Here is a 25,020-nt window from a genome sequence, read left to right on the forward strand (position 1 = left end):
AAATGCCGGGCTTTGCTGAACTTCATGCTTTAAGTAATTTTACCTTTTTGAGGGGGGCTTCTCGGCCTGAAGAGTTGGTTATGCGTGCCGCAGAATTAGCTTATAGCGCAATTGCCATTACCGATGAATGTTCTTTTGCGGGGATTGTGAAAGCCCATGTCATGGCGAAACAGTTATCGATAAAGTTAATCATTGGTAGCGAGTTTAATTTGTTTGATAAAAATGGTGAAACACTATCCAGTATAAAAACTGTTTTACTTGCTCCTAATCGTAGCGCCTATTCAGAAATATCATCACTTATCTCCCGAGCTCGGCGTCGTAGCGAAAAAGGAGCTTATAAATTATTTGTTCAAGATCTCCAGTTCGGTACACAACAATGCCTGGCAATAATGTTGCCAAAAGTATTTGATGAACAAGAAGAAAGATTATTATCAATATTAACAGCATATTTTAAAAATAGAGTATGGTTGGGAGTGGAGTTGCTGCAAGATGATGATGATCAACAACATTACTCTGCTTGTCAGCAATTAGCCTTGCAATTAAAGGTTCCGATGCTGGCGTGCAACAATGTGCATATGCATAACATTGAGCGAAAACCTTTGCAGGATGTTGTAACTGCCATTCGCTTAAATACCTCAATTCAGGAATTGGGTGAGAAGCGTTTAGTGAATGGCGAGTGTCATTTACGCTCTCTTGATGTGTTACAAAGTATTTACCCTCAAGAGCTGTTAGAAGAGACAGGTAATGTTGCTGATCTGTGTAATTTTTCTCTTAATGAGCTTCAATACGAATATCCTGAAGAGTTGGTTCCCAAAGGGAAGAGTCCAAGTGCTTACTTGAGAGAGCTGACGATGGCTGGGGTAAAAATACGCTGGCCAAACGGAATATCTCCTGAAGTAGAAAAGCAGATAAATTACGAACTGAAAATTATTGCTGAGCTGCACTATGAACACTATTTTTTAACTGTCTACGATGTTGTTCAGTTCGCTCGTGAACAAAAAATACTTTGCCAGGGTAGAGGGTCTGCCGCTAACTCGGCAGTCTGCTACTGCTTGTTTATTACTGAAGTGAATCCAGCGCAAAGCAGCTTATTGTTCGAACGATTTATTTCTAAAGAACGTAATGAGCCGCCGGATATCGATGTGGATTTTGAACATGAGCGTCGCGAAGAAGTGATTCAATATATTTACAATAAATATTCCCGCAAGCGCGCTGCGCTAACAGCAACAGTTATTACCTATCGCCCGCGCAGCGCAATTCGTGATGTTGGTAAAGCCTTTGGTTTCGACGATATTCTTATTGATAAGTTAGCAAAGAGTATGGCTTGGTGGGATAGGTCAAATCAATTAGTTGAACGTTTAAAAGAAGCTAACTTAGCCAACGCGACAACAATCGCTAAACAATACATTTATTTGTTAAAAGAGATAAAGGGCTTTCCTCGCCACCTTTCCCAGCATGTCGGTGGGTTTTTAATTGCACGGAGCCCCATTAGTACTTTAGTGCCGATTGAAAATGCCGCTATGCCCGATCGCACAATCATTCAGTGGGACAAGACCGATATTGAATCTCTGGGTTTATTAAAAATTGATGTGCTGGCTCTTGGTATGCTAACCGCAATTCGAAAATCTATTGACTTAATTAATAGCTACAGTGATATGAACTTGAGTGTGGCGAAAATCCCTGCTGAAGATCCAAAAACCTACGCTATGTTATGTCGGGCGGATACCGTGGGTGTGTTTCAAGTGGAGTCGCGAGCGCAGATGTCGATGCTGCCGCGCTTAAGACCAAAAACGTTTTATGATTTGGTGATTCAAGTGGCGATAGTTCGCCCTGGTCCAATACAAGGCGACATGGTGCATCCGTTTTTGCGACGGCGTGATGGTGAAGAGCCGGTGACTTATTTAAGTCCTGAATTAGAAGCCGTACTAAAGCGCACTCTCGGCGTTCCTATATTTCAAGAACAAGTCATAAAAATAGCCATGGTCGCTGCGGGTTTTAGCGGTGGGGAAGCTGATGCTTTACGTAGAGCAATGGCATCTTGGGGGAAGAACGGTGACTTAAGTGGTTTCCGTGAAAAATTAATTAATGGCATGTTAGAGCGCGGTTATGACGAAGGTTTTGCCGAACAAATATTTCGCCAGATTCAAGGTTTTGGAGAATACGGCTTTCCCGAATCCCATTCTGCGAGTTTTGCTTTACTGGCTTATTATTCTGCCTGGTTAAAGTGCCATTATCCTGCCGCTTTTTATTGTGGCTTGTTAAATAGTTTGCCGATGGGATTTTATTCTGCCTCGCAAATTGTACAAGATGCAAAGCGTCATGGTGTAAAGATACTAGCCATCGATGTATTACACAGCCAGTGGGATCACAATTTAGTAATTGATAATAATTACCCCATAATGGAAGCGCAGCCCGCGTTGCGTTTAGGTTTTCGATTGGTTAAAGGTTTTAATAAAAATGCCGCCGAACGTATTGTTGCTACTCGAAAAATAAAAATATTTTCGAGCGGTCACGAACTCATTCAGCGTGCGCAGTTAAATCAACAAGAGCTATCCAGCATCGTTAGCGCCGATGCATTACTGTCAATAAGTGGGCATCGTTACCAAGCACATTGGAATACGCAAGCTATTGCGGCACCAATGCCTTTGCTTGGTCTTAATGATAGAGGCGGTGTTAATAAAGAAAGTGGAGCGGGACAAGAAATTATTTTTGATTCCCCGAGTGATGCAGAAACCACAATGATGGATTACCAAAGCACCCGCTTAACCTTAAACCAACATCCTATGGCTTTATTGCGAAGTGAAAAACCTTTCAAATTTTGCAAGCGTGCCACTGATTTATTCCATTTAAATTCCGGTCGTTTCGTGCGGATTGCTGGCCTTGTCACTGGCAGGCAGCGTCCTGGTACAGCGTCGGGTGTTATCTTTATGACCCTAGAAGATGAAACTGGGAATATAAATGTAGTCATTTGGAAAGATCTGCAACAGCGGTTCCGCAAAGCCATCATGACTGGCCGTGTGTTACTCATTAAGGGTATTATGGAAAGCAAAAATACCGTGATTCATGTCATAGCAGGGGAAGTTATTGATTGTAGTGATCAATTGGAAAACCTGGCATTAAAATCTAGAGATTTTCACTAGCAAACCTTAGTCAGGGTATTTCAGAAAATAAGAAAAACAAATTTCGACGACAGAATATATTAGGATTAGCATAACTACTAGAATCAATACGAAAAATCATTAAAGTATCAAAAATACCATTTGAATCTTGAGAAAATTATATACGTGAGTTCAATGATATAAATGTTTTCTCGCGGGATTTATCCAAACAAACTTTTGGTAAGTGATTGAAAATCTATTCCTACTTGATCCTGGCTCTACCGTCAGGCTAGGTGTTCAGTGGAGCAGTCGTTCCATGTAAAAGTCGTAGTATAAAAAAATAAACTCTACAGCAAAGGAGCCGCAATATGATAAGCCACAGAATATTTTTATTTGTATTCTTGCTACTTCCAGTTTCAATAATGGCGCAGGAGGTTGAAAAAAAGCCAGAGGTGTATGATGGCCCTAAGAGGCTTGAAAGCCCTTCTGGAATTTATCCAGTAGTTGAAGCTAATGAAGGTACAGAAGGTTGGGTCGCCGTTAATTTTATGGTTGATACCGAAGGCAAGGTATTTGAACCTACGGTTATTGGATCCACGGGATCCAGAAAATTTGAAAAAGCTGCTTTGGATGTATTGAAAAGGTCGAAATATGAACCAGCAAGTATTAATGGAGAGGCAGTAGAAGGTAGTAGCACCATGATGTTTAAATTCTCATTGGGTGAAAGTTGGCGCGGAGCAAGAAGGGCTTTTATAAGAAATCATAAAAAATTTGTTAGAGCAATTAATGATAAGAACGAGGAAGAGGCAAGCAAATTTATAAAAAAATACGAAGATGACAGCAAGCTGAATAATTATGAGCGAGCCTACTTGAATTTTGATCGTGCAAATTATGCAGCGTTATATGGAACGAAATTAGAGCAAATGCAGTACCTAAACAGCGCGTTATTGTTCGAGGGCGACTACGATGACGACAGTAGATTTTTGCCGGAAGATTTAATACTTTCAGTACGAAAGCAGTTGTTTGTGATTCAGGCCCAAACTAATCACTTTGAAGAGGCGATCAGAAGTTACGATTTAATTAAAAGAAAACACGGTGAAGAAGCCGTGAAAGAGTTTAAGGCTGCCTATGATCAAATGATTGAACTAAAGAATAATGAAAAAGCCTTTAGTTTGACAGCGAAAACAGATCAACATGGTCTTTGGTCAATAAAGTTATTCAAGAAAGAATTCTCCATAGATAACAAAGGATCAGTATTGAACGAACTAAAACTGAGATGCAGTAAAAAGTACGTATTCCTGGCTTTCAATGAGGACGCTGGCTACGAGATTCCAGAAAGCTGGGGGAACTGTATCTTGCAAGTTTTAGGTGCGGCGAATAGCGAGTTTGATTTAGTGCAGTATTAATGTTAGAAAAAACATTGAGGGGGGTTAACCCCCTCGGATGTTATGTTTAGGAAACATACCTACGCTACAAGCCAAATCCCTGCCTGAATATTTCGATGCCTTGTTAAGAGTTACTTTTAGCTATTATCAAGCGTCTAAAAATACTTTGAAAAAACAGAACTCTTAAAAGAGTAGTGTCATTTTTACTAAGAGAAGACCATACTCTTCGCTCTAACTATCCTCCGTAATTCTTAAGTTTCCAGTGTTACTTCCAAAGGTCTAAACCATGTGGCTACGTACAAGTTGTGATTTGATATTTGATATCGCTGAACCTACCCCATTTATTTTGATGCTACGGCCACGTAGTGGGGCTCAACAATGGGTCGCCCAAGAAGAATACAGGCTTGTACCTAGTGTCCCTGCCTACGAATTTACCGATATTTATGGAAATCTTTGTCAGCGTTTAGTTGCCCCTCCCGGGAATTTTGAAATTCATACTGCTGCGGATATAAAAACTACTGATTATGTTGATAAAGATCCAGGGGCGCCTTTTGTTGAGATACAGAACCTGCCAGATAATGTACTGAGTTATCTGTTGCCGAGTCGTTACTGTGAGTCTGAGCGGTTTGGGAATATGGCCGCATCGATCACCACGGGTTATCAGCTGGGCTACGACCAAGTTGCAGCCATTGAAACATGGTTGCAGGACACTATTCGCTATGAGCCAGGCAGCAGCGATATCCCAATATCTGCGGTAGAAGTGAATGTACGTCAATCCGGTGTTTGTCGCGATCTGGCACACTTGGGAATAGCCTTATGTCGTAGCTTAAGTATTCCCGCTCGGATGGTGGTAGGTTATTTGTATGAGCTTAAGCCGATGGATTTACACGCATGGTTCGAAGCATATATTGCTGGGCGTTGGTACACCTTTGATGCAACACAACCCATAAAAAATGGCGGCTACGTAGCGATTGGTTACGGGCGCGATGCCGCCGACGTTGCTGTTTACAATCAATTTGGTCCACTGGTGTATCCCACGACGCAACAAGTGCAGGTACAGCTTATTGAGCGAAGTTAAATTTGGCCTTGAATCTAAAGGATAGTAGCGGTATTTTCCGCCTAGCCTAAGATAGAACATATTAAAAAATCTAACAAAAACTATTGTGCTTAAATATTAAGGCGAAACAATAAAAAATAACTGAAATAAACTCCGAGTGGGTTTGTGTGGAACTAGATATTCTTTAGTGTAATGGTGGAATGGAAAAAACTCTTTCGTATAAAATTTTAGTAGAACACAAGCCAACACTATCGGCTTCGAGAAGAGAATAAATTTTTTGGTTCCAAATATCTACATTGTGGTATTTCGCCAAATAAAGTAAAGAATAATAAAGGCTGCTGGCATTTGGGGAATACAGATGCGTGAGTTTAGAACCTGCGATTATAATGCGCCACACCAATTCGTGTTCTTTGAGGTCTTTCGGTGCATCAGAATATTCAAATTATTATAATATCCATTACAGCTTCCATATTTATATCCTCAATAGCCCATGCCCAAAATCCGAACGTCGATATTGAAGAGATTACCATTAGCGGTTCTTCGCAATTGTCCGGTGCTATTGTCGATGAAGGTCTTCCTTATCAAGTCCAGTCGTTTAACGCGAAAGATATTCAATCCGGACAATTCAACTCTATTGCGGATTTGCTTGATAGGCAGGCGAATGGCGTTTCAATAAATCATGCGCAAAATAATCCGCTGCAGCCTGATGTACAAGTGCGAGGTTATTCAGCATCGCCACTGTTGGGTGCACCGCAAGGTGTAGCGGTTTATTTAAACGGTATTCGAATTAACGAGCCATTCGCAGATACCGTAAATTGGGATCTGATTGGTGGTAGTAGTATTCAACAAATAAGCTTGCTGTCGGGCGCGAATGCCGCCTATGGCTTAAACGCATTAGGCGGTAGCTTAATTGCGACAACCAAAACTGGTTTCGATGATGATCTTTCATCCGTTGCGGCGAATTATGGTTCATTTGAAAGGCGAAACTTGGCGGCAAGTCATGGCGAGAATAATGGGCGATGGGGACATTATGTCGCGCTGGATAATTTCGATGAGAAAAGCTGGCGAGATTTTTCTGCATCTAAAGCGACAAATTTTTATTCCTCATTAAATTTTCGAAAAGATAATCTTGAATGGGATTTTTTTGCCTGGCTAGGCGATAGCAATTTGCGCGGGAATGGCGCAGCGCCAGAACTATTATTAAAGCAAGACCGAGATGCCGTATTTACACATCCTGATATTACTGAAAACAATTTATTAATGTTTGGTAGTAGAAATAAATTTTATCTGAGTGATAACTCGACTATTAATACCAGTTTATTTTATCGCCGGAATAAAACCGAAAGTTTTAATGGCGATGGTTCAGAATTCGAAGAGTGTGCCCCGCCATTTGATGGCTTTCTTTGTGAAGATGACGAGTTCGTGAATGACCAATTTGGAAATCTCGTCGACGGGGATTTTGACGCAATCAACAATACCAGTGATCGACAGCAGGAAAGCTGGGGAAGTACCATAGAGTATGCGAAAGCAATTAATCTAGGCAGTGTAACGCATAGCAATTATTTTGGTGTTGACTTTTACCAAGGAGAAACAGAATTTAGATCGCAAGTAGAATTTGCGAGTTTACAGGCAGATCGATCTACTTCGGGTTCTGGTTTCTTTGACGACGAAGGTGAAACTGAGCTGCAGTCTTTAGTGCGTAACTATGCCGTTTACTGGTTAGATTCTTTTGCTGTGAATTCAACCTTAGGTTTCAATTTTTCAATTCGATATAATCATAGTCAAATAATTACTAATGATGAAAGCGGGGAGGCTCCAGAGCTCGACGGTAATCATACTTATTCTGGATGGAATTCTGGAGTGGGTGTTACCGTTAACGTAAGCGATAGACTTCAATTTTATTCGAGTTTACATCAGTCGTCTCGAGTACCAACACCCATTGAGCTAGCGTGCTCTCATCCCGATGCGCCTTGTACTTTACCAAATACTTTTTTGGCGGACCCTCCTTTAGATGAAGTAGTCGCCAGAAATTTTGAACTAGGCCTTCGTCGTAAAAAAAGTGACGCGCATTCGTGGCAATTAAATGGTTTTTATAGCGCTATTAGTGACGATATACTTTTTCAGAGCACAGGTGGTGTTTCATCTAACGAAGGTTTCTTTTCAAACGCCAGCGATACCTTAAGAATGGGGGTTTCCGCAAACTATATATTTGACGGCGAATCGTTTTCTTGGGAATTTTCCTACACGTGGATGAGAGCCACATTTGAAGACAAATTTGCAGTTAGTAGTCCCAACCATCCTAGTGAAATAAATGGGGAGGTAGTCGTAAAATCTGGCGACGATATTCCCGGTCTTCCAGACCACAGTTTTAGCAGCGCAGTTACCTGGTCGATGGGCACCCATTGGATTTTTGATGCAGATATCCATTTACAGAGTGGTGTGCATTTGCGAGGTGATGAAGCAAATCTAGACGATAAAACTGATCGGAGTTTTACCGTTAACTCACAGTTGCGTTACATATTTAACCCTAAATTTTCAATGTCATTAACGGTCAACAATGTTTTCGATACGGAGTTCGAAAGTTTTGGTTTATATGGAGAGCCAGATGAAGTTATTCCCAGTTTAGGTGAAGAGAATACGCGCTTTCTGAGTCCAAATGAGCCAAGAGGTTTGTGGTTAGGTGTGCGATATCGTTGGTAGGTTTACCTTCGCTATGAGAAGAATATGAACAGAGTGGGACACTTTAACCTGACTGAGGAAGAAAAATGGGAGCAAAATTTTATTGAAAAATCATTTCATTTCAATAAGATGCAGGTGTTTAAATGTAAAAGAGCCTAATAGCTATCAGGGTCATAATTCTTAACAAGGAGGATAAGCAATGGCAACTTGGTCAAAAAATAATTTAGCACACCGTCGTACCTACCTAAGTCTACGTATTCTCACCGAAACAAAACGAAAATTTTCCTCAGCCGGCCCTCAAGAAATTAGAAAACTCGATTTTTGGGTGGAAGGCGATTCTGCCAATATGCGCAAAACAAAAGCACGATCATTAGCAACGAGGCTCAATAATTTATTTATCGATGCTTTCGAATCAAAATTCGAATCAGGATATAGTGCAGTAAAAAGTATTAATACAATGACAAAAATCCTTATTGTTGGTGATAAGGCTATCCAGGATTTGGCGGAAGTTGCTGATACTTGCTATGATTTTTTCGGAGAAAAATTGCAATGAATGCGAAAAAAAAATCCCTTCGGATATTCTTTATTGGTCTAGCTTTGCTATCTCTTCAGGTTTTTGCTCAGGAAGAATCTGATCTCAGCGATACGCTTATCGGAATCCTGTCGAGTGGTGTTTCAGATAAAAATACCGGAAGCGGATTTCGTGAATCGATTGACTCGCTTAAAAATTCTTTTGAATCACCCACTTCACAAAGCAAAATACTCAACAGCTATTTGAAGTCGTCGTCAGGGTGGCAGTTTCTAAAAGATGTAAACTTTCAATTTAAAGCTTTTGATGTTGATGATCAGCCTGATAGTGCACTGGGTTTTTCCTATGATTATCGAAAGGGCATTGAAGATCATGAGTTATCCTGCGATAGCAATGCGAGCTGCGTAATGGGGCTGGATTTATCGTTTTCGAGCAAAGGAAATTTTGCATTTGATAAAGATAAAAACCCAAATGATTTTTTGTCTAGCTCTTTGCAATTTGATTTTTTTCGATCAGTGGGTGGATCACTGTCAAGACCGATGTCAGAGCAGATCTTAAAACTGGACGCAGCTTTCGCGAACGCCGAAACAGAGGAAGATGAAGAAGCAGTTGTTCAAGAGTTAATCGCTTTGGTGAAACCAAACTTAACGAATCAGTTCTATTATGAATTTGGTGGTCATGCCTCTTTGGAGTCCAATCAACGCTTTAGTCAAAAGCAATGGGTCTATGGTTTTCATACGGCAGTAGAAGTAAAAAGCTGGTCTGAACAAAGCGCTTTTTCCAAATTTAATTTTTTCGATTACCCATTTGCTTTGATAAGAGCGCTTTCTGGCTACGAGCTGTGCGAGAACAAATTTTCTGATTGTTTTAAACCTCGCGGTACGTCATTACCGGTTCTGCAACTAGGTCTATCACGAGTTAGTCCAGAAAATGATGACCCCCGAAAAAACGCTGGCGATGATTCAGACTTTAATCGCTTTGAAGCCGAGTTGTCCTTCAAAACACCCATCGCACGCGTGGGCGAAAGCGCCGTGTATATAGCGATGAACTATCGATACTTTAAAGAAATCGATGCAGCACCGGCTGTTGAAAATGCGGATTTAGACCGTTTTGATTTTTTCACCATCACGCTAGGTGGGGACGAAGGCCTTTTCGTGAGCTATACCGATGGCAAGTTGCCGATGGATTTCACAGATGACCGCGTGTTCGAGCTCGGTTACCAATTTCAATTTTAGTTTAACTAAGTGTCGGACAAGTGGGTTTCTTAGTTTTGATTGTTTTTCTCGCTATCGATTGACGAGAGAGCTGGTGTCATTCAAAGAGAAATCAAAGTCTGAGTAATTTTTTGGCAACAATTGGAATTCAAGCGGCTGGTGGATGCAATAGACCGGAATTTCAGTGGTCCAGCCAATAAGTTCCACTTGGACGTTTAATTGACCGTTTGGTGGTATTTAAAAAAAGTGATGGAGTTTTAATAGTATAATTTGAGGCTTTGTGTATGCCTGTAAGCACTATTAATTACCTCATGGTGTTTTGGCACGAGTAAAAATAGCGAAATTTTTATCAGGCACTGAATTTGAACGCTAGCGTATAGAGTTAAAAAAATGTTTTTGACCCAATTAGAAAAATTGGATTTTAATCCTTTGGGAATAGCCCTATGAGTACCGAATCTAAGTCGACATCTAAATCGGTGAGCATTTCTATTATTTGTCCCTGTTATAACGAAGAACAAGTTATCCCGTTATTTATGGATGCTATTCTACCAATTTTAAAAGAGATTGATCTTTCGTATGAGATTATCTTTATTAACGATGGGAGTCGAGATAACACGCTACAGATACTTTTAGATACCAAGGAGCAGTTTTCAGGAATCCGAGTTCTGAATTTATCTCGGAATTTTGGCAAAGAGGCGGCGATGACTGCCGGTCTTGATAAAGCTTTAGGCGAAGTGATAATACCTATTGATGTTGATCTGCAAGATCCCCCGCAGTTAATCAAAACATTTATTGAGCGTTGGAAAGAAGGGTATGAGGTTGTTTTAGCTCGTCGAATCGATCGTTCTTCAGATACTGTAGCAAAACGTTTGTCGGCCAAGTTGTTTTACGATTTTCATAACAAAATTTCAGAAATCGCTATTCCGCCTAACGTTGGCGACTATCGATTATTTACGCGTAAAGTGTTGAAAGAAATTCAAAAGCTTGATGAAAAACAACGTTTTATGAAAGGGATTTTTGCTTGGGTTGGGTTTAAAACAACTACCGTAGACTATGCAAGAGAAGTTAGAGCCGCGGGCGATACAAGTTTTAATGGTTGGAAATTGTGGAACTTTGCGGTCGAGGGGATTACCAGCTTTAGTTCTGCGCCGTTAAGAGTATGGTTGTATATAGGCCTAACAGTTTCTGTGATTTCATTTTTGTATGCCAGTTTTATAATTATCCGCACAATTTTATTCGGGATAGATGTTCCTGGTTATGCATCGTTGCTAACAGTAACATTGTTTTTGGGTGGTGTGCAGCTTATTGGGATCGGCGTATTGGGAGAGTATATTGGTAGGATATATATAGAATCTAAACGGCGACCAAACTACATTATAGAAAATGAATTTCAGTCATCTTTGGTTGAGAGCGAGATGGATGATAATGAAAAAATTCCAGACATTGTACGTTAACATGACAAAGACTTGTTTCTGTTATCGATTAGATTTATATATTTTTAAGGGAATATTGAGCACGCATAAAAATGTTCATTCGAAAAGTTAGAGATCATCGCCATTTTGGATTGTTTTTTCAGTTGGTTCGCTATGGCGCGGTTGGCGGCATCTCGACGTTAATTCATATTTTAGTGGCGATAGCATTTATTCGATTTATCAATGATTCAATTATATGGTCAAACCTATTAGGGTTTGGCGTCGCATTTATTTTTTCATATATTGTCCAATCTTTTTTAGTGTTTCGTTCGAAATTATCAGTACCTAGAGCATTAAAATTTCTTACCGTACAATTGATAGCATTATCAGCAGCTTTGTTGGTAAGCATTTCAATAGTCGCCGCGCATCCATATTTGAAAATTGTTATGACAGCAATGTTATTGCCTTTAATGGCTTTTGTTGTTCACAAGCTATGGACTTTTTCCGCTGCAGAAAAATGATTCAATAGAGCAGTTATAGATTGAGTTTGGTCGTCCTAGAGCTAAATAAACATTCGACAACTGTCATAAGTTCCCAAACCATAAGCTTGTTGAAGAGGTTTGATTTCAAGGCCGACACAAGAGAGAGTTGGCTGCAGAATAACATTTGACCAGACTGGTGTGTTCAGTCGCGCCGTAAGGTTTGTGAGTGGATGAATAACTTGAAACTGTATGGTCAAGAGCATGTTTGTCTGGCGAGATATGAGCGTCGGATATATACATGTGACAAATGGCAAGTGCATACGACGGAACACGGCGACACTGGCTCGGCCTTACCGTTAAATACTCATATTGATCGTGGGAGAGTATCTGTAAAATAGGCGGATTCTTGAATAAGTCCTTGAATAAAAGTCTATCGACTAGCAGGATATATACTCTATTACCTCGTTAAAAAGAGTATATCCCGGAGCTGGAGCTTGATCTCTGGCAAAAAGAATTCATCATCAGGTCATGTGTTTAAATGAAAGAGCTGTTAAAACACTTATTTGTGAAAACCCTTAATAGTGCGCCCCTTTCTGCCGTTGGCGATAGAATCTATGGAAATCACGTTCCCGTTTTCATGCTGCACCGTTTCGCATGCCCTGATCTTGGTATAGAAGGCCACGATCCCAGCTTGTTGAAATATGCTTTGGAGTTTATGCGGAGCAAAAATTTTAATTTTGTTAGTGTTGAAGATGTCGCGCTAGCGGTACAAAATGAAACGGCGCTGCCTCCTAGATCAGTGGCATTTAGCATAGATGATGGATATTGGGACCATGTAGAAATACCTACGGGTTTATTTGAAGAGTACGAATGTCCCACGACGTACTTTGTGACTACGGGATTCGTGGCGAAAGAGCTTTGGTTTTGGGATGCAAAGGTCGAGTATTTGTTGGACGAAATGCAAGATTCTAACTATGGGCAGCTCAAAACACTATTTCCAAATTTAACGTTAGAGGGTGTATCTAAAGCGGTCGCGAGAGAGAAAATTGTATTTAACTTAGCCGAGCAGCCATTTGCAGAAATTAATATAAGGGTTGAGCAGTTAGCTAAGCTCATAGAGGTAGAAATCCCTGTTTTAGCACCTGAAAAATACAAGTCGACGACTTGGGAAAAATTACGTGAGATAGAAAAAAAAGGTATGCGAATAGCCCCACATTCTTACAGCCATCCAATATTATCCAAAGAGAGCGACGAAACATCTTTTTTTGAGATAAAGAGATCTCGAGATGATGTCAAAAAAAATGCGATATCTCCCTCAAATGTGTTTTGTTACCCGGTTGGCCGAAATCAGGATTTTGGCCATCGCGAAATACAATACTGCCATCAACTGGGGTTCACTGGTGCAGTCAGCGCGACGCCACCTGTTGTTGACCTCGGTGATCAAGATAAGCTTTTCTGCCTACCTAGGTTTGCGTTTCCAAACACCAAATCTGACATCATTCAGTATTCCACCTGGATCGAATCGTTCAAAAACCAACTAAGAGCATAAAGCTTTTCCGCTAAGATCAATTATTGAGATGGATCTTGAGAGTGGCGTACGAGGAATACCTTGGAAAATTTTAGAAATAAGGTCATAAGCGGCTTTGCCTGGGAAGCTTCTGCGCGCTTAATTGTTCAGATAGCGTCGTGGATTTCTACCTTTTGGGTAGCTCATATTCTCGTTCAGGAGGATTATGGGATAGTCGGCGTGTCAGGTATTTTTACTGGCTTATGCCTACAGATTGCAGGGATGGGTCTATACAAGGCCCTAATCAATAAGAAAATTCTTGAGTCATATGATCTCGCCAATATATTTTGGCTCAGTAATTTGTTGTCGGTTGTTATCTATTTGGTTCTGTACGCTACGGCTCCGGTTATCGCGAGTTTATATAAGCTTCCTGATTTAGAGTTAATTATTCGCGTTGCCGGATTGATGGTTATACTGTCAAGTCTTGGCCTAGTCCCTCACGCGATTCTGATGCGTAAGCTTCAGTTTCGAGCTACTGCGCTGATTTCAATCGGTTCAAATTTCATTATCATTGCTCTCGTATTGATTTTGGCGCATCGCGGATGGGGGTTTTGGTCGCTAATTATTTCCACGGTGGCAGGAGAAGCGTTTACCGCGATAGCATTCTTTGTTGTGGTGCGGTATGTACCGGGAAGACCAAAACAATTATCGTCGGTCATACCAATGTTTTCTTATGGTAGTAAGCTGTTGTCGGCAGGCTTGGTTTCCTTTGCCAGTAATCAGCTCGCGGTTGTGATCGCAAGTGGCTATTTAGGAATAGCCGCAGTAGGTAGTTATCAAATGGCCCACATGCTAGCAGCGATACCAATGACTAAAATTGGTGAGCTATTCCACAAGATCGGGTTTCCTGCGTTTTCGCAAATTCAAGACGATCTTGGTCGCACCAAATCAGTATTTCTACGGATGCACCGTATCTTGTTTATGATTACTGCCCCAATGTTTGCGGGCATAGCTTTGACTGCAGATCTAATTATCCCAATTATGTTAGGTGAAAAGTGGGTAACTATCGTTGGGCCAATTAGAATTTTATGCGTGCTTAATATCTTTATGGTGAGCGCTCAACTTATTCCGCGGGTATTGGAGGGCGTAGGTAATAGCACTGCAGGTCTTGTTTACCAGGGAATACTCTTGGCGACGGGTACGGTTTCAATGCTGATAGGTGTGCAGTGGGGCCTTAATTGGATGCTAATAGGTTGGGCTATTACTTTTCCAATTGGGTATATTTATTTATTAAAAGTTTTGTTTTCTACCTTGAATATGACGTTCTTAGAATTTTTGGAATCAATAAAAATAACGTTGTTATGCACGCTCGCGATGGTTTTGGTGCTCCTTTTATCTAACGACTTTTTCTATGCACTACAGCTTATGGAAATTGAGATGCGGTTGCCTTCCTGGGTCTCTAGCCTTAATAAAAATTGGGAGTCGTTGTTCTTACCTATGCTGCTAGTTGCTCTACTCTTAAAAATGGCAGCAGGTGCCATAACATTTTGTTTATGCTACTTAGTTTGGGCAAAACAACATTTACAAGAACTAACAGGTTTACTTAGAAGAACATGAATACAAGTGTAGAAATAGCAGCGCCAACCGTCACTAATACTTGGAGCTTAGGCGATGCCGATCGTAAGTACGGTACTTGGCTGGCAATCGCTTATTTATTTTTCTACTACGTAAGACCTCAGGAACACATACCAGGACTGAACGCGTTACCAATTTCTGGGGCGCTTATCTGGGTGTTCACGATATGGGGTATTTTGCATATTCGTGGAAAAATACTAAAAACGCCAATATATTTTATCGTTTTGTTAGCGTTGGCCTATCTGTTTTCAGCATTTGGTGCTGTTAATGTCGGCGCACATCGATACACTTTGAAAGCTTTTACCCAGGTTTTACCTCAGTGTATCGCCCTTTATATTCTATTTGACTCACTACCTAGAGCCACTCTGCTACTTAAATTATGGTGTGTAATATATTTTCTTATGTCATTGATTACCATCAAAGATGGTGGAACAGGTCCGGGAGATTTTTCTTGGGATAATAATGATGCCGCACTTGCATTGGGGATGGGCTTGCCGATAGTTTTTTATTCTGCTTTTTTACCAGATATCTCAAAGAGAACCAAGCTATTGATATTGTTAGCTGCGGTTGTCGTTATCGCGGGGGTCATCGTTACGCGTTCCAGAGGTGGATTTCTTGGTCTTGTCGGATCGTTACTTATCATATGGTGGTTCTCTAGAAGAAGAATCAAAATAGCGCTATACGCTATTGTTTTTTCTGTCGCACTTTCCGGCATCTTAATATCAGTTTTACCGGAAGGCTATTTGGATGAAATGCAGTCTATTAATAATGCGGAGGACGACACTCGAGTAGAGAGATTGCGATTATGGGAGACGGCGTGGGAAATGTATAAAGATAACCCCGTGTTTGGGGTTGGCGTATATAACCAAAAATATAATATGAATAAATACCAAGTTTATACTTCTTGGTACACAGGATTTGAAATTAACTATCAGGGTAAGGTGGTTCACTCGTTGTATTTTCAAGTACTTTCAGAAACTGGGACTTTTGGCGCGATTATTTATTTATTTATCATGATAGTTTTGCCGCTAAAGCTTTACGGCTTGCAACGGAGAAAGAAAAAAGAAGACGTGAACGATTCACATGTACAGTTAATGTCGCGGGCTTTAATCGCGTCAATGGGAGTGTTTGTTGTTTCTGGGGCATTTATCTCCGTTGCCTACTATCCCCATATTTATATATGGGTGACGATGTACGCAATTGTTAAGCGCTTTGACGACAACGAGAAACCTCAGAAGAAATTGAAACCAACACGGGTATTTGAAAATGATTTTCAATCAGAGACGTAATTATCAAAATAACTTACTTATTAATAGCTATCCTATTTCATGAAAACATATTCCACCTTACAAATCACTAAAGGCCCGACGTTTAACTGTGATGATTTGATAAAGCCAAAGCTATTGGCTTTATCAGAATTTAGTTCGGGCACGTTGGTATCAATGTCTCCAGATCCAGGAGTTCACTATATAGGTAACTATAAAATTGTTTTGGTTGATGGATCGAACGGGTATGGTTCTTGGGCGACTTTGAAATTTATGTTTGTAGCCATCAAAGAAAGTTTGTTAATGCGAAAACAAAGGAAATTAGATATTGTCATTTCATATGATCCATTTGCGACCGGTGTTACTGCGTCGATTATTAAGATTGTCAGCGGCGCTAAAATGATTTGTGAAGTAAATGGTGTATATGATTCGGAAGAAATATATAAATTCAGAAGCGATTTGAAATTAAAGTTTAAAAAATTTTTATATCCAAAAATACAGCAACGGGTATTAAAGTTTTCTGATGGGGTAAAAACGCTATTCCCAGGTCAAATCAGCCGATTCTCCCTGAGAAAAAATACTGTCGAAGCCTGTTTTTTTGACTATTCCAACATAACAGCAGGCGATTATCGTGAAAATCAAGATCATTATTTGTTAACCCTAGGTTTTCCAGCATATATTAAAGGTGTGGACGTACTTATTGGCGCTTTCCAAAGATTGACTACCGACTTTCCCTTGTGGAAATTGCTCATCGTAGGATGGTTTACTTCTAAAGAAGTAAAGGAGATGAACGAGCAAGCTGCCGGAAATAAAAATATCGAAATTCGTAAACCCGTCCCTTTTGCTGAAATTCCGCAATTAATGGATTCTTGTGATATTTTTGTATTACCGTCGCGAACAGAAGCTATGGGCAGAGTTCTCATAGAGGCAATGGCCAGGGGCCGAGCGCGTATTGCGTCGCGTGTTAACGGGATTCCGACAGTTGTAAATGATGGAGAAGATGGTCTGCTATTTGAAAAAGAAAATATAGACGAGCTGGAAATGCATCTTCGGAATCTAATGAAATCAGAGGCGGCAAGACGGCAGTTTGCTGAAAAAGGATTGCGACGATTTGAGAATGAGTTTACTTTGAAGCATTATGCAGCTCATGTTAAAAATTTGTTCGATAGGGTAGATGCTAATCGAGACGTGGCCAATTAATGACTCAGAATTCACTATGCTGACTGAAAATGAATCCAACAAAAATTCTGATAACGATATCATCAATGCCATCATTCCATCTTTTAGAGAGAAAGCTCGCTTATTAGGACTTGTCGGAGGGCGAATCGAAGATATTTTATATCATGAAGATATTGTCGATGGAAAAAGAGTTATCTTCAAAAAGCGAGTGTTGCCGAACGCTTATGCGCGTATGGATATCTTGTTGGTTGATTCGGAAATTGCTGGCACGATAGTTTGCTGTAAAATATCTGAAGAGGTCTACCATATGGTAGGCATGTATGTGCGCGAAGAATTCCGCTCAAAAAAAAATAATACAGATGCTCCACTGGAAATCCCTCCTGTCGCTAATCAACTCAGTCCAGCAAAATTACTGCTGAAATATTTTCTTCAAGACGTCATTCCAAAGGGCACACAGGTAAGTTTGGAGGTGCTAAATCACAATAAATCCGCGTGGAATCTTTACGAGAAAAAACTATATTTTGATGTTCTGTTAAAAAGGCAAAAAGGATTTTCGTTGATGACTCCTGATGAAATCATTAAGTATGCTAAAGCCAGAAGAAAGAAGATTGGCAAATGGCATGAAGTGGAAAATGCCGATGGTACAATTGCCAAAGGCGTGCAGTGGAGCCATATTCCCGATTTTGACGGAACGCCACGCTGGTCAATTAATCGTTTGTATCTTATTAAAACCGATAGTCATGAATTTTCTTTGAATCCAGACATTTATCATTGGTTGAAGATCAATTTAAAAATGGCCTATTCAGTAATTAAGTACGGGAAGCTATACCTCTTTATCAAGAGGTATATAACACTAAAAATAGTGGAGAGAAAGAAAGGCGGTCTCTGATGATTTTTGTCGTCATTTGAGAACTAAAAGTACACTGTAATCTAATTATTAACAGTATAAATAAAAGAGTTTCCAGTGTTGGCTGAAAGTGATACCCAATTGTTTTCCTGCCCTTGCATTAGTTGTGCAGAAAATTCTTCGTAATCATTGAGAGTATCATTTTTGCTCGCCACTATAATTTTTATATTGTAGTCATTGATTATTTTTTTAAATCTTTTTTCATCCCAAACGTATGCAGAAAAATGTCTGATAGGAACGGTGGCAGCAGATCTGTTGCTATGATACCCAATGCGTTGCCCGTCTCCGACTACCAAAATTGTATCTTTGGTATTGGTATTTTCATCTATCCATGTTGCCATTTCACTGTAAGCAGATTCATGGTCTGCTTTAGGTGATGAAGGCGGGATCAGATAAGCTTGATAAAATACGAATTGCGTCCCCGCTACTAAGAAAACTCCCAGCCAAGTCGCCCATCGAAATTTATTCCAGCAAGAAATTACTACGACGATGAGTAATGGCATAGCCGATAACAAATATCGAGATCCGAAGCTTGCAAAGGTTCGCGAGCTAACAATAATAATTCCCACTATATAGATGCCAATAAAAACGAGTATAGCTATATGGCATTGAGTTTTCCAATTGTTGAATTTTTCTTGTAAAACTGATTGCCCAATCTTGTAAGCCGAAATTGCGATACCTGCCAATAAAAATAAAAGAGCTAAGCCGCCAAGTATCCCCAAAAATAAAGAAGCTTCGAAAAAATTGGATTGGTTGACACCTGTTAGTACGGTTACAAATGATTTTATCGTGTCAGCGCCGAGGCCAAAAACGGAGTTGTATACTGTTTTATTGTTTCCACCTTGTATCCCGCCTGTGATGATGAGATTTCTTCCGATAAGTACCGCGAAACATAAAAGGGCGGGGAGCGCAGCCAATGACGAATAAAAAAAGTCCCTCACCCATGATTTTGGATTTCGTCGCAGACGGCCTACAAATTCAACCAAGATTAGAAGCATAACCCAAGCGATGAGAAACACTCCTGGATAACGAAAAATAAATCCAATTCCTGATAAAACACTTAGTGCCATTAATGCTGGAAACGAAATGTGAAAACTTCTTTGATAAGCGTTATTTTTCTCAACAGCGGCAACATATATAAGCATACAAATTGTCGATAGGGCGGTAAAAATAAGATCGCTGCCAATTCCACCGCTGTAGCGCCAAAAATCAACGCAAATGAGCTGCCAAATGACGGCGACTGTTGATGCCGTCATTGAATGTGCCAGTTTCCAAGACAATAGGCATACACTGCCGACCAATAATACGAAGGCGAGCATGGAGACGATTTGTCCAGCGGTGTCGATATCTATGCCGAATAAACTTAGTGAGGCAATTGCCATGGAAAGACCTGGCGGCCAAACCGTTTGTGGAGCCGGGATTGTTCCGGTTGTGTAGTGTTCGTCAAAATAGAGGATTCTCGTGGAAAAACTTCCCTCAGATATTAAAGATTCCGCGCCAGCTAAATATTGAGTAGAGTCGTTACTAATGTACCCTTTACTTTCATGATATTGCTTCACGGCAATTATGGCTGCAATTAGGACACTAATAATAAAAAGATAGTAAATCGATTTGTTAGATTTGAGATTGATCTGAAATTTCATTATTTAGTAAACCTTAGGTATATGTGTGCTGCGCATTTATCGCGTACGAATGATTTTGATAGCGCTTGGCATGCTTTCGAACTAAGTAAAATTTTGGTTTCCTAATTTGGGCTAGTCGCTAAAGCCAGCGTACCGTATGTCAGCGCGATGGTAGCATATGAATAAATGATAATGTTAGCATAGCGTCTATTTTGCATTGGGCTGGAACAGACGAGCAAGTCTTTCTCGGTGATGAGCAACCTACTTTGTGGCTGTATCACTAACGATATTTTCTAACGCAGGGAAGCATATAAGCTTGATTAATTATTGTGCTCGTTTCCTGGTTTGATGAACTAATAAAACGGCTCTCCTCATGATCTTATGAGTTATAGGGATAGAAACAGGGCAGATTTAGAAGTCTATGTTATTCAATACGTTTGAATTTTTTGTATTCTTTGGTGTTGTGTATCTCCTGTACAGGATGTTACCCCGCCGGCCTCAGAACTACATGCTTCTGATTGCTAGTTATTTTTTCTACGGTTGCTGGGATTGGCGATTTTTATCGTTAATAATTGTCTCAACATGTGTTGATTATTACTGTGGAATTAAAATACATGAGTCTAAAGACGATAAAGCAAAAAAGAAATTCGTTACACTTAGCATAATCGTAAATCTTGGTATTTTGGGGTTTTTTAAATATTTCAATTTCTTTTCAGAATCTTTTACAGATCTGCTTTCGGTTTTTAATTACGCGCCCTCTTGGTTTGAACTAAATGTTATTCTGCCTGTCGGCATTTCGTTCTATACCTTTCAAACGATGACGTACTCGATTGATATCTACCGGAAGCAATTGAAACCGACAAGACATTTTTTTGATTTTGCTCTTTTCGTATCATTCTTCCCCCAACTAGTCGCTGGCCCCATTGAGAGAGCGTCGAGTCTTCTCCCTCAAATACTTAATCCGCGAAAAATTTCTCATCAGCAATCTAAAGAAGGTGCGTGGCTTGTTTTTTGGGGGTTGTTTAAGAAAGTGTTTATTGCCGATAACTTGGCAATTTTGGTAGATAGAGGGTATGCAAATTATGCAACTTTATCAGCTCCAGAAATAATCATTGTAGTGGTAGCGTTTTCATTTCAAATCTACTGCGATTTTTCCGGTTATACAGATATTGCGAGGGGGATTTCTAAGTTATTAGGTTTTGAACTGCGACTCAATTTCAATTTACCTTATTTTGCGAGAAACCCATCAGATTTTTGGCGACGATGGCATATTAGTTTATCTACTTGGTTGAGAGATTATTTATACATTCCGCTCGGTGGAAATAGGAAAGGTGAGTTACGAACATACTGTAATTTAATGGCAACTATGGTCCTAGGTGGATTGTGGCATGGCGCCGCCTGGAATTTTGTCGTCTGGGGATTTTATCAGGGATCACTACTTTGTGCTCACCGGTATTTTAGTCGTTTTCTTCCAAATAAAAGCAACATATTCTGGGTCACTATTTCGATATTGTGCATGTATATTTTTGCGTGTTATGGCTGGTTAATTTTCAGGGCTGACTCATTAAGTCAGATTACGATTTTGACTAAAAACCTGGCTTCCAATTGGACGGTGGAATCAAAAATATTGCTAAGCGATGGCGGCGAGCTTTTAATGTACGTGTGGCCGATCGTCGTATTCCAGATATGGCAATATTTCAAAAACAACCTGCTTTTTATCTTTGATTTCCCTGTCTATGTGAGAGATGTAATAATTGCAATAATTGTGTATTTGATATTTGTTTATGGCGCTAGTGAATCACAGGGATTTATATATTTTCAATTTTAGGCATTACGATGATAGCTAAATTGTTTGGACACTTATGTATTATCGGGGTTATTTTTTTTGTTATTGGAAAGATTGACTTTTCGATTTTGCATTCTGGAACTGTGCTACATGAAAGTACCCATGAAGTATTGTTTTTTAAAATGGAAAGCGATCAAGAAGGCTATGTCTGGACCAATGGCATGAGCCGCCGCTCAAACAAGGTACATATCAGTAGCATAGGAACTCGGCAAAAAGATCAGCAATTATCTTGTGACAAGGTCAGGATTTTGGCTACGGGGAGCTCCAGCACATTTGGGTCAGGATTGAAGGACGAAGAGGTATGGTCTTCACTGTTAAATCGGAAATTCATTAGCGAGGGGGTCGACGCGGAGGTTTTTAATTCAGCAAATCCAGGCTGGGGTCCCTATCATTGGTTTAATTTTGTTGAGTTAAACTCTGTCAAATTCAATCCTGACGTGATTTTGATTCCGTTATCATTCGGCGATTTCACATTTTATCCCGTGACAATAGATGATGGGGAGCGCGCAGCTTGGGTTGATAGAGATGCAGCGAAAAAGAAGTTGCTTAACTTCGATAATTTTATTTCATATTCATTAAGAAAAACAATGTATTTATTGCAGTCGCTTAAGCAAAAATATCAGCGTACCCACGTCGATGAGGGGTTGCCACTAAGCGAAGCGGTATCGCGTTTTGAACAGCATTTCGATAATCAAAAAAACTATTTGTTGTCATTAGTCAAATTAGCAGAGAATAACAGGTTTAAACTAGTATTTTTTGTTAGAAATGCTGATGCAACGAAATCGGGAGGCGCGCTTTTAAGTAACTTAATAGAGCTATCAAATGCCTATGAAAACGTTTTTGTTTTTCAAATACATCCACAAGAATTTCGACCCGAATTACAAGGTGATGAAATAAAAACTTACTACAACGAAAACCTAATTATTAAAAATGATGGCCATCCCAATGAGTTGTATAGCGCACTCATGGCGGAAAGACTCTTTGCCGGGTTGAGTCCGATTGTTGAATCAATTGAAAACCCAAAAAATTTATGCCAATAAGTTTTTACTTTTTGTATTCAGAAAATAATTTTAACTACGATTTTTGATTAGCTAAAAATAATTTTTTGACCGCTATTTATTTGGGGAGGCGTGCACTGGGATGGATTGGGGCCTGGCGCTGGAAAAGGATTCGGATTAATAATAGTAATAGCATTTGCACCAATCGTTTCGAGATCCGTAAGGTAAATTCCCGCATCTGCACCACCTATGCCTGCTGCAATCGCAGAAGAACCATTTTGCAAGCTAAAATCTTCAGCCCCTGGGTTTGCTGGTCTCGGATCACCTGTTCGTTGATTCTGTGAGAAATTTATATTAAAAGTTGAGGCGAAAGACGCGGCACTGTATGAGGCGAAATTATTGGAAGCAAATGAATCCGTAGTGTTATACACAACGTTATAGTCGAGTAAGGCTGGTAGATCGGCTAACGAACTTTGTTCGTCAGAGTAGACATATTTACAATTGTCGAAAACGTTGTTAAAAATTAGCAGATCAGCTCCGCCCCAATTTGCTACTGCACCCTCAACATTATTGCCAGACTGATAAAAATAATTGTTGGAAACTTGGTTTTGACCAAGGTTAAGTACTGGGCTAATCGCTAAATGCTTAAAGGTCGCAAAGGGACCAATGAAGGCATTGTTGGAAACCACAATACCAAAATGACCAGGATTGCCACCACCGGATTGTCCGTAGTAGCAAACACAATCACGATATATATTGAAACGGCAGTTGAAGCTTATTTTTCCCGAATCGGTGCGCTTGTGAAAAGTTCCTTTACTCATTGTAGAGGCAAATTCGCTTCGTTGAATTGATATGTAGTTTCCTGAGTAGCTATAAACACCACCAGTGTTGCCGTTTTTAGTATCCCCGTCTTTAGCGATGTTTGCGAAAGTACAACGCCATACGCGACCACCGGTCGTCCCGTAATAATTGACACCACCATTATTCTCACTGCCGTTAATGCCATTGAAGTTACAGAGCTCTACGTTAATTCCGGAAGCAGTGCCGTAGTGGTACCAAATTCCGAAGCCAGGTGCTCCAGCACCCGTTCCAGATGCATCTAAATTTATAAAGTTAATTCCTCGGTAGGTATGATAGCTATCATTCCCATTTGAATAGAAACCTGCAGTTCGACGGCTGCCATTACCATTAATGGTCAAAGAGCTTCCCGGCCAATTGCGTATATAAACTCGCGAATTTTCGTCAGAACGTGAGGCGGGAACGTTGATTGACCTAACGCCGCTAATGGCATATGGGGCATTTGAATTTGTTCCGTCGGGTACGACGGTTCCACGTCCATAGATATAGCGTTTAGATCCGACTGAGGCGAGTGCGTCGTAGATGTTATTAAAAGGGCTGCTCTGGGTGCCCGCTCCGTTTGAGCCCAAACTGGCATCAAAGAATACAGCCTCGGAATCTGCTGCGACCGTACCGTCGTCAATGACGCCATAAGCTCGAGTATGATTAGAAAAATGCAGGGCTGCGCCGCCTGTCGCATTTGAAAGTTGCATGTAGATTCGATGATCGCCAGGCGACTTGCTTGGTACATTAACCCGAATAGACTGAACTGATTGATCACCATTAGCCCAAGACAATGTTCCAGAGACAGAATCATGAGGGTCGCCATGAGAGCTATATTGAACGGATACAGCGCCACTAGTGCCGTGTGTTCTAGTAACCAAGAAGACATGCTCACCCGTCGCGCTAAGCTCCGAATAGTCCATATAGAATCCAATTCTTCCAGGTGTAGGAAGCAGGATATTAAGGAGTGGTAGGGCAATACCAGTTATCGGAAATGCCTGCGCCAATGGTCTAGCGTAGACGCCGCAGGTAATTGCGTAAGCGAGACCCTTTAGGAAAAATCTTCTATTCATTCATCAGAACCAATGTCTAGTGGTATGACCCTCGGATTGTAAAAGTAGGATCTATACAGCGCGAGAAGCTATCTATCACTACCCGCCATTTAAAATTCCTGCATACAGAGATTTCTTCAAAATCGAGAAATTCTAACACATGCTGCAATTGTTGAACTATCTGCTCGACACCCGTGAATACTAAGCTGGGTTTAGGGGCAGTTGTCAGTATTGATACTAGTCTAGATAACTTTTTTTAGGTGACGACAAGACCACAAAAATTCTAGTTTGTGCCAAACAACCCACTAATTAT

Annotated in this window: 18 protein-coding genes; 16 read left to right on the forward strand and 2 right to left on the reverse strand. The window is 40.4% G+C overall.

Going from position 1 to position 25,020, the window contains the following annotated elements; all coding sequences use genetic code 11:
- The first annotated feature begins 2 nt into the window (after positions 1 to 2).
- The 14 genes from ACYUCY_RS05300 (at position 3) to ACYUCY_RS05365 (ending at position 18,331) form a co-directional block, all read left to right on the forward strand.
- A complete protein-coding gene (locus ACYUCY_RS05300; RefSeq protein WP_460225412.1) occupies positions 3 to 3,140 on the forward strand; it encodes an error-prone DNA polymerase in 3,138 nt (1,045 codons plus the stop codon).
- A gap of 326 nt (positions 3,141 to 3,466) precedes the next feature.
- Positions 3,467 to 4,504 carry an energy transducer TonB gene (locus tag ACYUCY_RS05305; RefSeq protein WP_460225413.1) on the forward strand — a complete coding sequence of 346 codons (1,038 nt, stop codon included), beginning with the start codon at positions 3,467 to 3,469 and terminating at the stop codon, positions 4,502 to 4,504.
- Positions 4,505 to 4,769: 265 nt separating this feature from the next.
- On the forward strand, positions 4,770 to 5,561 hold the full coding sequence (locus ACYUCY_RS05310; RefSeq protein WP_460225414.1) for a transglutaminase-like domain-containing protein: 792 nt from the start codon (positions 4,770 to 4,772) through the stop codon (positions 5,559 to 5,561).
- A 402-nt stretch (positions 5,562 to 5,963) separates the two neighbouring features.
- Positions 5,964 to 8,240: a TonB-dependent receptor gene (locus ACYUCY_RS05315; protein ID WP_460225415.1), complete on the forward strand. Its 2,277-nt coding sequence runs from the start codon at positions 5,964 to 5,966 to the stop codon at positions 8,238 to 8,240.
- 178 nt (positions 8,241 to 8,418) lie between these two features.
- Positions 8,419 to 8,772: a hypothetical protein gene (locus ACYUCY_RS05320; RefSeq protein ID WP_460225416.1), complete on the forward strand. Its 354-nt coding sequence runs from the start codon at positions 8,419 to 8,421 to the stop codon at positions 8,770 to 8,772.
- Positions 8,769 to 9,983 (forward strand): hypothetical protein, encoded by a 1,215-nt coding sequence (locus ACYUCY_RS05325; protein WP_460225417.1) that lies wholly within the window; start codon positions 8,769 to 8,771, stop codon positions 9,981 to 9,983. The genes ACYUCY_RS05320 and ACYUCY_RS05325 overlap by 4 nt, the downstream gene beginning before the upstream one ends.
- Positions 9,984 to 10,405: 422 nt before the next feature.
- Complete coding sequence (locus ACYUCY_RS05330) at positions 10,406 to 11,416, forward strand: glycosyltransferase family 2 protein (RefSeq protein WP_460225418.1); 1,011 nt, start codon at positions 10,406 to 10,408, stop codon at positions 11,414 to 11,416.
- A gap of 71 nt (positions 11,417 to 11,487) precedes the next feature.
- Positions 11,488 to 11,895, forward strand: coding sequence for a GtrA family protein (locus tag ACYUCY_RS05335; protein ID WP_460225419.1), 408 nt, complete (start codon positions 11,488 to 11,490; stop codon positions 11,893 to 11,895).
- A gap of 191 nt (positions 11,896 to 12,086) precedes the next feature.
- Positions 12,087 to 12,254, forward strand: coding sequence for a hypothetical protein (locus ACYUCY_RS05340; protein WP_460225420.1), 168 nt, complete (start codon positions 12,087 to 12,089; stop codon positions 12,252 to 12,254).
- 140 nt (positions 12,255 to 12,394) lie between these two features.
- Entirely contained in the window at positions 12,395 to 13,405 is a 1,011-nt protein-coding gene (locus ACYUCY_RS05345) for a polysaccharide deacetylase family protein (protein ID WP_460225421.1), read from the forward strand.
- A gap of 60 nt (positions 13,406 to 13,465) precedes the next feature.
- The gene (locus ACYUCY_RS05350) at positions 13,466 to 14,980 is read left to right on the forward strand and encodes a lipopolysaccharide biosynthesis protein (RefSeq protein WP_460225422.1); all 1,515 of its coding nucleotides are present in this window, start codon (positions 13,466 to 13,468) and stop codon (positions 14,978 to 14,980) included.
- Positions 14,977 to 16,287, forward strand: a complete 1,311-nt coding sequence (locus ACYUCY_RS05355; protein WP_460225423.1) for an O-antigen ligase family protein — start codon at positions 14,977 to 14,979, stop codon at positions 16,285 to 16,287. The genes ACYUCY_RS05350 and ACYUCY_RS05355 overlap by 4 nt, the downstream gene beginning before the upstream one ends.
- 153 nt (positions 16,288 to 16,440) lie before the next feature.
- Complete coding sequence (locus tag ACYUCY_RS05360) at positions 16,441 to 17,463, forward strand: glycosyltransferase family 4 protein (protein ID WP_460225424.1); 1,023 nt, start codon at positions 16,441 to 16,443, stop codon at positions 17,461 to 17,463.
- Positions 17,464 to 17,479: 16 nt separating this feature from the next.
- Entirely contained in the window at positions 17,480 to 18,331 is an 852-nt protein-coding gene (locus tag ACYUCY_RS05365) for a GNAT family protein (protein WP_460225425.1), read from the forward strand.
- Positions 18,332 to 18,372: 41 nt separating this feature from the next.
- Here the strand turns inward: ACYUCY_RS05365 and ACYUCY_RS05370 are convergent, their stop codons facing one another.
- Entirely contained in the window at positions 18,373 to 19,992 is a 1,620-nt protein-coding gene (locus ACYUCY_RS05370) for a glycosyltransferase family protein (protein WP_460225426.1), read from the reverse strand.
- A gap of 487 nt (positions 19,993 to 20,479) precedes the next feature.
- Between ACYUCY_RS05370 and ACYUCY_RS05375 the strand changes: the two genes are divergently transcribed.
- Together ACYUCY_RS05375 and ACYUCY_RS05380 are read left to right on the forward strand one after the other, a co-directional pair.
- Positions 20,480 to 21,799 carry an MBOAT family O-acyltransferase gene (locus tag ACYUCY_RS05375; protein ID WP_460225427.1) on the forward strand — a complete coding sequence of 440 codons (1,320 nt, stop codon included), beginning with the start codon at positions 20,480 to 20,482 and terminating at the stop codon, positions 21,797 to 21,799.
- 8 nt (positions 21,800 to 21,807) lie between these two features.
- Positions 21,808 to 22,857, forward strand: a complete 1,050-nt coding sequence (locus tag ACYUCY_RS05380; RefSeq protein ID WP_460225428.1) for a hypothetical protein — start codon at positions 21,808 to 21,810, stop codon at positions 22,855 to 22,857.
- A gap of 47 nt (positions 22,858 to 22,904) precedes the next feature.
- Here the strand turns inward: ACYUCY_RS05380 and ACYUCY_RS05385 are convergent, their stop codons facing one another.
- Positions 22,905 to 24,728 carry a hypothetical protein gene (locus ACYUCY_RS05385; protein WP_460225429.1) on the reverse strand — a complete coding sequence of 608 codons (1,824 nt, stop codon included), beginning with the start codon at positions 24,726 to 24,728 and terminating at the stop codon, positions 22,905 to 22,907.
- Positions 24,729 to 25,020 lie beyond the last annotated feature (292 nt).

The organism is Aurantivibrio infirmus (genome assembly GCF_054767315.1).

Coding starts and splice junctions, on each gene's coding strand:
- ACYUCY_RS05335 (WP_460225419.1), top strand. CDS start 11,488: ATGTTCATTCGAAAAGTTAGAGATCATCGCCATTTTGGATTGTTTTTT.
- ACYUCY_RS05340 (WP_460225420.1), top strand. CDS start 12,087: ATGAATAACTTGAAACTGTATGGTCAAGAGCATGTTTGTCTGGCGAGA.
- ACYUCY_RS05365 (WP_460225425.1), top strand. CDS start 17,480: ATGCTGACTGAAAATGAATCCAACAAAAATTCTGATAACGATATCATC.
- ACYUCY_RS05310 (WP_460225414.1), top strand. CDS start 4,770: ATGTGGCTACGTACAAGTTGTGATTTGATATTTGATATCGCTGAACCT.
- ACYUCY_RS05360 (WP_460225424.1), top strand. CDS start 16,441: ATGTCTCCAGATCCAGGAGTTCACTATATAGGTAACTATAAAATTGTT.
- ACYUCY_RS05385 (WP_460225429.1), bottom strand. CDS start 24,728: ATGAATAGAAGATTTTTCCTAAAGGGTCTCGCTTACGCAATTACCTGC.
- ACYUCY_RS05330 (WP_460225418.1), top strand. CDS start 10,406: ATGAGTACCGAATCTAAGTCGACATCTAAATCGGTGAGCATTTCTATT.
- ACYUCY_RS05345 (WP_460225421.1), top strand. CDS start 12,395: ATGAAAGAGCTGTTAAAACACTTATTTGTGAAAACCCTTAATAGTGCG.
- ACYUCY_RS05305 (WP_460225413.1), top strand. CDS start 3,467: ATGATAAGCCACAGAATATTTTTATTTGTATTCTTGCTACTTCCAGTT.
- ACYUCY_RS05380 (WP_460225428.1), top strand. CDS start 21,808: ATGATAGCTAAATTGTTTGGACACTTATGTATTATCGGGGTTATTTTT.
- ACYUCY_RS05370 (WP_460225426.1), bottom strand. CDS start 19,992: ATGAAATTTCAGATCAATCTCAAATCTAACAAATCGATTTACTATCTT.
- ACYUCY_RS05320 (WP_460225416.1), top strand. CDS start 8,419: ATGGCAACTTGGTCAAAAAATAATTTAGCACACCGTCGTACCTACCTA.
- ACYUCY_RS05300 (WP_460225412.1), top strand. CDS start 3: ATGCCGGGCTTTGCTGAACTTCATGCTTTAAGTAATTTTACCTTTTTG.
- ACYUCY_RS05375 (WP_460225427.1), top strand. CDS start 20,480: ATGCTTCTGATTGCTAGTTATTTTTTCTACGGTTGCTGGGATTGGCGA.
- ACYUCY_RS05325 (WP_460225417.1), top strand. CDS start 8,769: ATGAATGCGAAAAAAAAATCCCTTCGGATATTCTTTATTGGTCTAGCT.
- ACYUCY_RS05355 (WP_460225423.1), top strand. CDS start 14,977: ATGAATACAAGTGTAGAAATAGCAGCGCCAACCGTCACTAATACTTGG.